Raw genomic sequence first — 9,368 nt, 5'->3', positions numbered from 1 at the left:
TGTATTGCATAATGCCGGTTTATTGGGTGAGATTGTGCCGATGGCAGAGCAAGATATCACCGTCTGGCAGGATGTTATGCAAGTGAATGTCAATGCAACTTTTATGCTAACTCAAGCATTATTGCCATTACTGCTGAAGTCACCAAGTGCCTCTTTGGTATTCACCAGTTCCAGCGTTGGCCGTCAAGGGCGCTCAGGATGGGGAGCTTATGCCGTGTCAAAATTTGCTACCGAAGGCATGATGCAGGTACTTGCTGAAGAATATAAGCAGAGTAATCTGAGGGTTAATTGTATCAACCCTGGGGGCACGCGGACTCAGATGCGCGCCAGTGCTTTCCCGGATGAAGATGCCAACAAGTTAAACACGCCGGCCGATATTATGCCGCTTTATCTCTACCTGATGGGCGACGATAGCCGCAGAAAGACCGGTATCAGCTTCGATGCACAACCCGACCGTAAACCCGGTCCTGCAGAATAAAGGAATGTTTCATGTCTGAAGAACGCCACCAGCAGCGCCAACAAAAAATAAAAGAAAAGGTTGAATCACGGGTTGCAGCAGCGCAAGAAACTCGCGGTATTTTGATTGTCTTTACCGGCAATGGCAAAGGCAAAACCACCGCCGCATTTGGGACTGTAACCCGTGCGGTCGGCCATGGACTGAAAGCGGGAGTGATACAGTTTATTAAAGGTGAATGGCCGAACGGCGAGAAAAATCTGTTGCAACAACATGGTGTTGAGTTTCAGGTTATGGCAACTGGCTTCACTTGGAATACACAAAATAGAGAAACAGATACCGCTGCCTGTCAGGGTGTTTGGCAACATGCGCGGCGTATGTTAGCTGATCCGACCTTAGATTTAGTGGTGTTAGATGAACTGACTTATATGGTCGCTTATGATTATTTATCACTGGATGAAGTGGTGGATGCGCTAAAACAGCGCCCTGCCCATCAAACCGTGATAATGACTGGCCGTGGTTGCCATCGGGATCTATTGGAGATGGCGGATACCGTCAGTGAATTACGCCCGGTTAAACATGCCTTTGATGCCGGCATTAAGGCACAACAAGGTATCGATTGGTAATTTTCAGCCATATTTGACCAATAAAATGCCGCAGCGGCAAAGTCTGCGGCATTAGTGTCTTCTATATAAAGGTATATCTGAAGAAGAGGGAATGGGATGGGAATTCTTAGAGTAAATAATGGGAAGAAAATAATTTCTTCCCATAAATAACTGACTTATCCGCGCTTGTTAGACCCACGACGCCCGGTAGCAGCTGCCGGAGCTGCGTTACCTACGTTTTGACGGGTAGAACCTTTACGGGCAACGCCTTGACGCCCTGCGACCTGGCGGCCAGCAACTTCAGTATGGCGTTTAACCGCACGACGAATTTGATTAGCTTTGACCCGACGTCGGTCTTTCTCAACTGGCAATTTACTGACAGTTTCAGAATCCAACTCCACGAGTTCACGCAAGTAGTTAGTGGCTTTCAGATCTAATTCAGTCCAACCGCCACGAGGCAAGCCTTTGGGCAGATTGATATCACCATAGCGAACACGAATCAGGCGGCTAACCTGCACACCAACAGCTTCCCACAAGCGGCGAACTTCGCGGTTGCGCCCTTCAGTCAACGTGACGTTATACCACTGGTTAATCCCTTCCCCGCCCTGGAAACTAATGGTGCGGAATGCCGCTGGGCCATCTTCCAGTTGAACGCCGCGGCTCAGTTGTTTGATTTTTTCGTCATCAATTTGACCAAACACTCGCACGGCATATTCGCGTTCAACTTCACGGCTCGGGTGCATCAGGCGGTTAGCCAATTCACCATCAGTGGTGAACAACAATAAACCTGAGGTATTAACGTCCAGGCGGCCTACCGCAACCCAACGTGAACCGCGCAGTTTAGGCAAACGGTCAAATACCGTTGGGCGACCTTCAGGATCATTACGGGTACAAAGCTCACCTTCCGGCTTGTAATACGCCAGAACACGACACACGGCTTCTTCAGATTCTTTAATCGAAAGAAGATGGCCGTCCAGACGAATTTTAGTGGCCTGAGTGACTTCAACACGATCACCCAGCTTTGATATTTTACCATCAACGCTGACGCGGCCCTGTTGAATGATGGTTTCGATTTCCCGACGAGAGCCATGACCCGCTCGTGCCAAGATTTTCTGTAATTTTTCGCCCACAACTTTTGTTTTTTCACCCACAACCTTGTCGCCCTGCGGTTTAGGGCTTGCTGGCTTTGAGTTCGGTAAATTTTGGTCTTCTGACTTCTCGCTCATTGAGCAACCTCTAATGTCGCCTTCACAGGCGTCGTATATAATCGTATCATCAACAAGTTACGCGATATTGCATATCAACTCATTGGATTGTAAAACCTTTTGGAATAAAGCATATCAAATAAAAAGTGCCACACCGACTGTCACACTTAATGCTTAGGGTCAGACATATTACACGAATTTTAAGGTGAAAGGTCCTATTAAATCCGTACGGTTGTCTTTAGGGACAGATAGCCTGCGCCGAGCCGATGCTATGGTGTCTAAGATTTCAGCCTAAAGACCCTTAGTTCAGTCTGGGTCTATGGGTTGCTTAGTGCAGCACCGAGATTTCTGCTATCTCAGTGAGTTTTCCAGCACCACAGTTGATAACAACTCGCTTCAAGTCCCGACTCACGTCAGGCACTTCAGTTTTTACCGCATGGGGTGTAATCATTTGCGATACCATCGAGTCGGCGGGCGGCTGGACGACCTTTAGCTCCATCGTTACGATAGCTGGATTAAGATTAATCTCGCCACGTTCAAGCGTGACCTCATATCCACCAGTAGATGTCTCAACTTCGCCCGATACTATAAGCTTGGGCGAGTCGGGCTGTTGAACATTTACAGATGCTTTCCACTCGCCGGGGGACAGGAGCCGGCACTCCACGGGAATTTCAGCCGCGGCTGTTATAGCTGGTGCTGCATCCTGTTCAATCGCTATGGTCGGTTGTTCGCTGGACTGTACATCTCCAACCGCAGCAGTACTGGCTCCCAGCATCAGGGATGCCGTCAGCGCACTAACGAGTATTAATGCAGGCTTGTTCAACATAGTCGACCTCTCCGGTACAATCGTGATTAATTAATTTTACATGCTTATCATGATTTAGTCGGGCTTGTTGCAAAAGTGTTTTTGTAATGAAAGCTGATTTGAGGCTTTCTGTCATGAGAGCCTAATGTTTATGGTCACGAAATTATCCCTTTTTGACGTATAGCCCACACCTATTATCTTCGCGAAGGATGAGTCGCCTAAATCATCGGACCAAGTACTGCCACTGTTCGCGTATGTCACTAACAATGGCTATCGCTGTTCCACTTAACGGAACGGTGTTGCATCCCCTGCACCTTCGCGAATAACTTCCGGGGAGGAATCAGTCAGGTCAATAACTGTCGTGGGCTGCTGGCCTAATGAGCCGCCGTGAATAATTAAATCCACTTGTTTACCCAAGTGCTCTTTGATCTCTTCAGGGTCCGACTCAGCAAAATCATTACCTGGCAGCATCAATGTGGTCGACATCAGCGGCTCACCTAATACATCTAGCAACGCCAACGCAATAGGATTAGACGGCACACGCAAACCAATCGTTTTGCGTTTGTCATTCATCAACCGCCGCGGCACTTCTTTTGTCGCTTTCAATATAAAGGTGTAGTTGCCGGGAGTGTTGTTCTTGATAAGCCGAAACGCCGAGTTATCGACATAGGCGTAAGTTGATAACTCCGACAAATCACGGCAGACCAAGGTGAAGTTATGATTACCATCCAACTGGCGAATACGACAAATACGTTCCATTGCCGTTTTATCTTCTAAGCGGCAACCAAGGGCATAACCCGAATCTGTCGGATAAACGACCACCCCTCCCTTACGTAAAACATCCACACTTTGGTTAATTAACCGTGGTTGAGGGTTTTCTGGGTGAATATAGAAAAATTGACTCATGACTCTACCTAATCATTAAATGTATGAGTTAGCTGGACTGACTCTCTATCGGCCAATCGCGCCATACCGGTTCCACCCCAGCGGGCAGCCACAATTTGCGGCCCAACTCAATCCAGGAACAAGGTTGATGGAAATCAGACCCTTGGGATGCAAGTAAATTATAGTCGCGCGCATACTGGGCAAGTTGTGCCCGTTCATGGGGGGCCTGCTGGCACTGGGCAACTTCCATGGCATCACCACCATGCTCAGCGAAATGTGCTAATAACCGCTTCAGCCATTTCGCTGTTAAATCATACCGCCCGGGGTGTGCCAGTACGGCTTGCCCACCTGATTGCTTAATCGCATTAATAGCGTGTTCTATTGTACACCATTGAGCGGGAACATAACCGGTCTTGCCTTTGGCCAAATACTTTTTAAAAACCTGACCGACATTGCTGGCTAACCCTAACTCCACCAAATAACGGGCAAAATGGCCTCGCGTCACCTGGCCGCCTTCTGCCAACCGATTAGCCCCTTCCCAGGCACCCGGAATACGCGCTTTCGCCAGTCGGGCGCTGATTTCTTGCGCCCGAATATAACGATGCTCTGACTGTTGGCTTAATAACTGGCAGAGGCTGGGATGTTGGATATCCATGCCTAATCCGACAATATGGATTTCATGGTTCTCCCATAATGTGGAAATCTCGACACCAGGAATAAGCCGGATTGGCAGCTGCTGCTGCTCAATAGTCGTGGCGGCTTCAGCTAACCCTGCGGTGGTGTCGTGATCAGTAATCGCCAACACACCTACGCGCATTTGCGCCGCCCTTATTACCAACGCCGCGGGGCTCAGCGAGCCGTCCGACGCGGTGGTATGGCTATGTAAATCATAGAGAGTAAAGGCCGTTGATGTCACAACATCAGTTAAATCAGCCGAGTTAGGTGATGTGGTGTTATCAGACAAAACGGGTTTATTCGCCAAAACTGATTTATTAGTCAAAACATGAGTCCGGAAAAAGCGTGGCTGATGATTATACTCGCTAATGTGACATTAACGTTAATCAATCTTATTTTGCTCCCCGCCTATTCTGGTAAATATTACGGCTAAAAGAGTTGGTTAAAAACAATCATTCAGGGGTTGACATTCACCTCACGAACCAGTTAACTAGTACACAAGTTCACGAGAGACCAAAATGCTGTTCGGATCTATTCGATAACACAATCAAAGCAATCATAGAGAGTAACTGATAATGAAAACTTCCCTGATTTCCTTACTGCGTTGGTGGCACATCTCCCTCTCTCGGGCGGTGTAATCGCGCATATCAGTCATCAGACAGTGCAGATTGCTTCAGCCCGCTTATAGCGGGCTTTTTTATGAATATACCCGTCATACTTCAAGCTACATGTGCGTTGGCTGCTCTCATTCACCCGAATCATTGACTGGCGTCAACTCATCGGGACTCACTCGATTGCCGCCTTCCTGTAACTCGAATTATTTAGGGCATAGATTTCGGCGTAAACACTTTGTTCAAGAACGACAAACACTTTTTTCAGGAACCACAAATAATGCAAACCTCGCGCCCCACTTTACAGTTACTGACCACCACGGCGTGTTACCGTGATGACCCAACCGCGCTGTTCCATCAGCTCTGCGGCGCGCGACCAGCAACATTACTGCTTGAGTCAGCGGAAGTGACCAGCAAGCAGAATCTGAAAAGTCTGCTTATTATCGACAGTGCGCTGCGTATCACCGCGCTGGGGCAGAAGGTGACCATTGAAGCACTGACACGCAACGGTGCGTCTTTATTACCACTGCTGGACGCAGCATTGCTAGCGCAAGTTGAGATTCAAGTCCGCCCTAATGGCCGTGAGTTAACCTTCCCCGTCATTACTGATGTGCAGGATGAAGACTCCCGCTTACAAGCGCTATCCGTTTTCGATACTTTGCGTCTGTTGCTGAAACTGGTCGATGCCCCGCAGACAGAGCGAGAAGCCCTGTTTTTGGGTGGCTTGTTTGCCTACGATTTGGTCGCCGGTTTTGAAAACTTGCCGCAGTTGCGCCAAGACCAACGTTGCCCAGACTTCTGCTTCTATTTAGCTGAAACCTTGTTGGTGTTAGATCACCAACATCGCTCAACAACATTACAAGCCAGCCTGTTCACCCCGGATAATAGCGAGCACCAGCGCTTGACGGCGCGTTTAGAGCAACTAGCCCACCAATTGCAACAAGCACCGCAGGCCATTCCGGCCGAATCAGTCCCTGAGATGGCGTTACAGTGTAACCAATCAGATGAAGAGTACGGCGCGGTTGTCAGTAAATTACAGCAGGCAATCCGTGCAGGTGAGATTTTCCAGGTCGTCCCTTCTCGCCGTTTCTCACTGCCTTGCCCGTCGCCACTGGCGGCGTATCAAACACTGAAAGACAGCAATCCAAGCCCATATATGTTCTTCATGCAGGATAACGAATTCTCCCTGTTCGGTGCCTCACCTGAAAGCGCACTCAAATATGATGCGACCAATCGTCAAATTGAAATTTATCCGATTGCCGGGACTCGCCCACGCGGCCGCCGCGCTAATGGCGAACTGGACCGCGATTTGGACAGTCGCATTGAACTGGAAATGCGTACCGACCATAAAGAATTGGCGGAACACTTGATGCTGGTGGATTTGGCCCGTAATGACCTGGCGCGTATCTGTGAACCGGGTAGCCGTTATGTGGCTGATTTAACCAAAGTCGACCGTTATTCCTTTGTTATGCATCTGGTTTCTCGCGTGGTGGGCACACTACGTCACGATTTGGATGTGCTGCATGCTTATCAGGCCTGCATGAACATGGGGACATTAAGCGGTGCGCCAAAAGTTCGGGCAATGCAATTAATCGCTGACAGTGAAGGAACGCGTCGGGGCAGTTATGGCGGTGCTGTGGGCTACTTTACCGCCCATGGTGATTTGGATACCTGCATTGTTATTCGCTCGGCTTATGTCGAAGACGGTATCGCCACAGTACAAGCCGGTGCTGGTGTAGTGCTGGATTCAGTCCCACAGGCAGAAGCCGATGAAACGCGCAATAAAGCCCGCGCCGTGCTACGCGCCATTGCCACCGCACACCACGCCAGAGAGGTGTTCTAATGGAAAATAATCTAATGGCCGATATTTTGCTGCTCGATAACATCGATTCCTTTACTTACAACCTGGTGGATCAACTGCGCTCCAGCGGCCATCGCGTAGTGATATACCGTAACCACATTGCGGCTGACACCATTATTGAGCGGTTGCAACAACTCGAACAACCGGTGTTGATGCTATCACCCGGCCCCGGCACCCCCAAACTAGCGGGCTGTATGCCTGAGTTGTTACAGCGTTTACGCGGCCAACTACCGATTATCGGAATTTGCCTTGGCCATCAAGCCATTGTCGAAGCCTATGGCGGCCATGTGGGTCAGGCTGGCGAAATATTGCATGGTAAGGCCTCTGCCATCGAACACGACGGACACGGCATGTTTGCAGGAATGCCCAACCCTTTACCGGTTGCCCGCTACCACTCATTGGTCGGCAGTAATATCCCAACAGAACTCACTGTTAACGCCCGTTTTGGCGAGATGGTCATGGCGGTTCGTCATGATGCCCATCGGGTTTGTGGCTACCAATTCCACCCAGAATCGATTCTAACCACCCAGGGTGCTCGTTTGTTGGAGCAAACCTTAGACTGGGCGCTATCCCCTTCGCGCGTATAACCGCAAGAGTTTTAGCTATTTGGGTATGACGTAATCAAGGGTTTAAAATGCAAACATTATCGAAAGAATTGTTATTAGAAAAACTGTTTCGGGCCGAGTCGATGACTCAGGCAGAAAGCCAACTGCTATTTGCCGCGATTGTCCGGGGTGAACTGGAAGCCAGCCAATTGGCTGCGGCATTGATCAGCATGAAAGTGCGCGGCGAAACACCCGCCGAGATTGCCGGCGCAGCACAAGCCTTATTAGCTGATGCTCAACCCTTCCCGCGCCCCGATTACCTGTTTGCTGATATTGTCGGCACCGGTGGCGATGGCACCAACAGCATTAACATCTCCACGGCCAGCGCGTTTGTTGCCGCCAGCTGTGGTGTGAAAGTGGCCAAACACGGTAACCGCAGTGTGTCCAGCCGTTCCGGCTCGTCAGACTTGTTAGCTGCCTTTGGCATTCGTCTGGACATGAGCGCCGAGCAGTCACGTCTGGCATTGGATGAGTTAGGGGTTTGTTTCCTGTTTGCGCCGCAATATCACACCGGTTTTCGCCATGCGATGCCGGTGCGCCAACAACTCAAAACCCGCACATTGTTCAATGTGTTAGGGCCATTGATTAACCCAGCCCGCCCGCCATTGGCGCTGATTGGTGTTTATAGCCCTGAATTGGTCCTGCCGATCGCTGAAACCCTTAAAGTGCTGGGTTATCAGCGCGCGGCGGTGGTGCATGGCGGCGGAATGGACGAAGTGGCGATCCATGCGCCAACTCAGGTCGCAGAGCTGAATAACGGCAGTATCGAAAGCTACGAATTAGCACCGGAAGATTTTGGTTTAAACCGCTTTGAAATTGGCTCGTTACAGGGCGGCGCACCTGAAGAAAACCGTGACATTTTAGCACGGTTGTTACAAGGTAAGGGTGAGGCAGCGCATGCCGCAGCAGTCGCGGCGAATGTCGCATTATTGCTGAAATTGCATGGGCAGGAAAACCTGCGTCATAACGCACAGCAAGCATTGGAAATGATTCACAGCGGTCAGCCTTTTGAACGAGTTACCGCTCTGGCAGCAAGAGGATAAATCATGCAGGAAACCGTACTTCATCAAATAGTGCGCGATAAGGAAATCTGGGTTGCCGCGCGGAAATTACAACAGCCTCTGGCCAGTTTCCAAAATGACATAACGTTGAGTCAGCGCGACTTTTATCACGCGCTTCAGAGCAACAAAACCGTGTTTATTCTGGAGTGCAAAAAAGCGTCGCCGTCCAAAGGAGTGATTCGCGATAATTTTAACCCAGTAGAGATTGCCACGGTTTATCAGAATTATGCCTCGGCCATCTCGGTACTGACGGATGAAAAATACTTCCAGGGCAATTTTGATTTCTTGCCACAAGTCAGTGCGGCAGTAACTCAACCGGTATTGTGTAAAGATTTTATTATTGATGCTTACCAAATTCAGCTCGCCCGTTTTTATCAGGCTGACGCTATTTTGCTGATGCTCTCCGTGCTTGATGATGAGACTTACCGCCGATTGGCCGCCGTGGCTCATAGCCTGAACATGGGGGTATTAACGGAGGCAAGCAACGCCGAGGAACTGGATCGCGCTATTGCATTAGAGGCAAAAGTCGTTGGTATCAATAACCGTGACTTACGTGATTTGTCTATCGACCTTAATCGCACTCGCGAACTGGCACCGCGCC

At 49.7% G+C, this 9,368-nt stretch carries 8 protein-coding genes, 2 pseudogenes and 1 other annotated feature; of the genes and pseudogenes, 6 read left to right on the top strand and 4 right to left on the bottom strand.

Annotated elements, in window-relative coordinates; translation table 11 throughout:
- Together ACNSO8_RS02765 and cobO are read left to right on the top strand one after the other, a co-directional pair.
- Positions 1 to 478: YciK family oxidoreductase (locus ACNSO8_RS02765; protein ID WP_418393745.1), on the top strand; the 478-nt coding region annotated here is incomplete at its 5' end.
- A gap of 11 nt (positions 479 to 489) precedes the next feature.
- A complete protein-coding gene (gene cobO, locus ACNSO8_RS02760; RefSeq protein WP_418393744.1) occupies positions 490 to 1,080 on the top strand; it encodes a cob(I)yrinic acid a,c-diamide adenosyltransferase in 591 nt (196 codons plus the stop codon).
- A 155-nt stretch (positions 1,081 to 1,235) separates the two neighbouring features.
- On the opposite strand, the gene rluB is transcribed toward cobO, so the two are convergent.
- The 4 genes from rluB to rnm all read right to left on the bottom strand — a co-directional run bounded on the left by rluB (position 1,236) and on the right by rnm (position 4,918).
- Positions 1,236 to 2,285, bottom strand: coding sequence for a 23S rRNA pseudouridine(2605) synthase RluB (gene rluB / locus ACNSO8_RS02755; RefSeq protein ID WP_418393743.1), 1,050 nt, complete (start codon positions 2,283 to 2,285; stop codon positions 1,236 to 1,238).
- Positions 2,286 to 2,592: 307 nt separating this feature from the next.
- On the bottom strand, positions 2,593 to 3,090 hold the full coding sequence (locus tag ACNSO8_RS02750) for a hypothetical protein (protein ID WP_418393742.1): 498 nt from the start codon (positions 3,088 to 3,090) through the stop codon (positions 2,593 to 2,595).
- 264 nt (positions 3,091 to 3,354) lie between these two features.
- Positions 3,355 to 3,975, bottom strand: a complete 621-nt coding sequence (locus ACNSO8_RS02745; RefSeq protein WP_050125169.1) for an L-threonylcarbamoyladenylate synthase — start codon at positions 3,973 to 3,975, stop codon at positions 3,355 to 3,357.
- A 28-nt stretch (positions 3,976 to 4,003) separates the two neighbouring features.
- Entirely contained in the window at positions 4,004 to 4,918 is a 915-nt protein-coding gene (gene rnm, locus ACNSO8_RS02740; RefSeq protein WP_418393746.1) for an RNase RNM, read from the bottom strand.
- A 286-nt stretch (positions 4,919 to 5,204) separates the two neighbouring features.
- Between rnm and trpL the strand changes: the two genes are divergently transcribed.
- From trpL to ACNSO8_RS02720, 4 genes and pseudogenes are all read left to right on the top strand, one after another.
- Entirely contained in the window at positions 5,205 to 5,267 is a 63-nt protein-coding gene (gene trpL / locus ACNSO8_RS02735; RefSeq protein WP_061512357.1) for a trp operon leader peptide, read from the top strand.
- Positions 5,229 to 5,330, top strand: a sequence feature (Trp leader region). It overlaps the preceding gene by 39 nt.
- 190 nt (positions 5,331 to 5,520) lie before the next feature.
- On the top strand, positions 5,521 to 7,083 hold the full coding sequence (locus tag ACNSO8_RS02730; RefSeq protein ID WP_418393741.1) for an anthranilate synthase component 1: 1,563 nt from the start codon (positions 5,521 to 5,523) through the stop codon (positions 7,081 to 7,083).
- Between the two features lie 14 nt (positions 7,084 to 7,097).
- Positions 7,098 to 8,749, top strand: a pseudogene (trpD, locus tag ACNSO8_RS02725) (bifunctional anthranilate synthase glutamate amidotransferase component TrpG/anthranilate phosphoribosyltransferase TrpD).
- A 3-nt stretch (positions 8,750 to 8,752) separates the two neighbouring features.
- Positions 8,753 to 9,368: pseudogene (locus ACNSO8_RS02720) on the top strand (bifunctional indole-3-glycerol phosphate synthase/phosphoribosylanthranilate isomerase); the annotation flags it as partial.

Source organism: Yersinia sp. LJYL362 (assembly GCF_048323875.1).
The sequence above is the reverse complement of the archived record's forward strand: the minus strand, read 5'-3'. Positions and strand labels throughout refer to the sequence as shown.

Excerpts from the sequence above, each read along its gene's own strand:
- cobO (WP_418393744.1), top strand. The coding sequence starts at position 490 with ATGTCTGAAGAACGCCACCAGCAGCGCCAACAAAAAATAAAAGAAAAG.
- rluB (WP_418393743.1), bottom strand. The coding sequence starts at position 2,285 with ATGAGCGAGAAGTCAGAAGACCAAAATTTACCGAACTCAAAGCCAGCA.
- ACNSO8_RS02750 (WP_418393742.1), bottom strand. The coding sequence starts at position 3,090 with ATGTTGAACAAGCCTGCATTAATACTCGTTAGTGCGCTGACGGCATCC.
- ACNSO8_RS02745 (WP_050125169.1), bottom strand. The coding sequence starts at position 3,975 with ATGAGTCAATTTTTCTATATTCACCCAGAAAACCCTCAACCACGGTTA.
- ACNSO8_RS02730 (WP_418393741.1), top strand. The coding sequence starts at position 5,521 with ATGCAAACCTCGCGCCCCACTTTACAGTTACTGACCACCACGGCGTGT.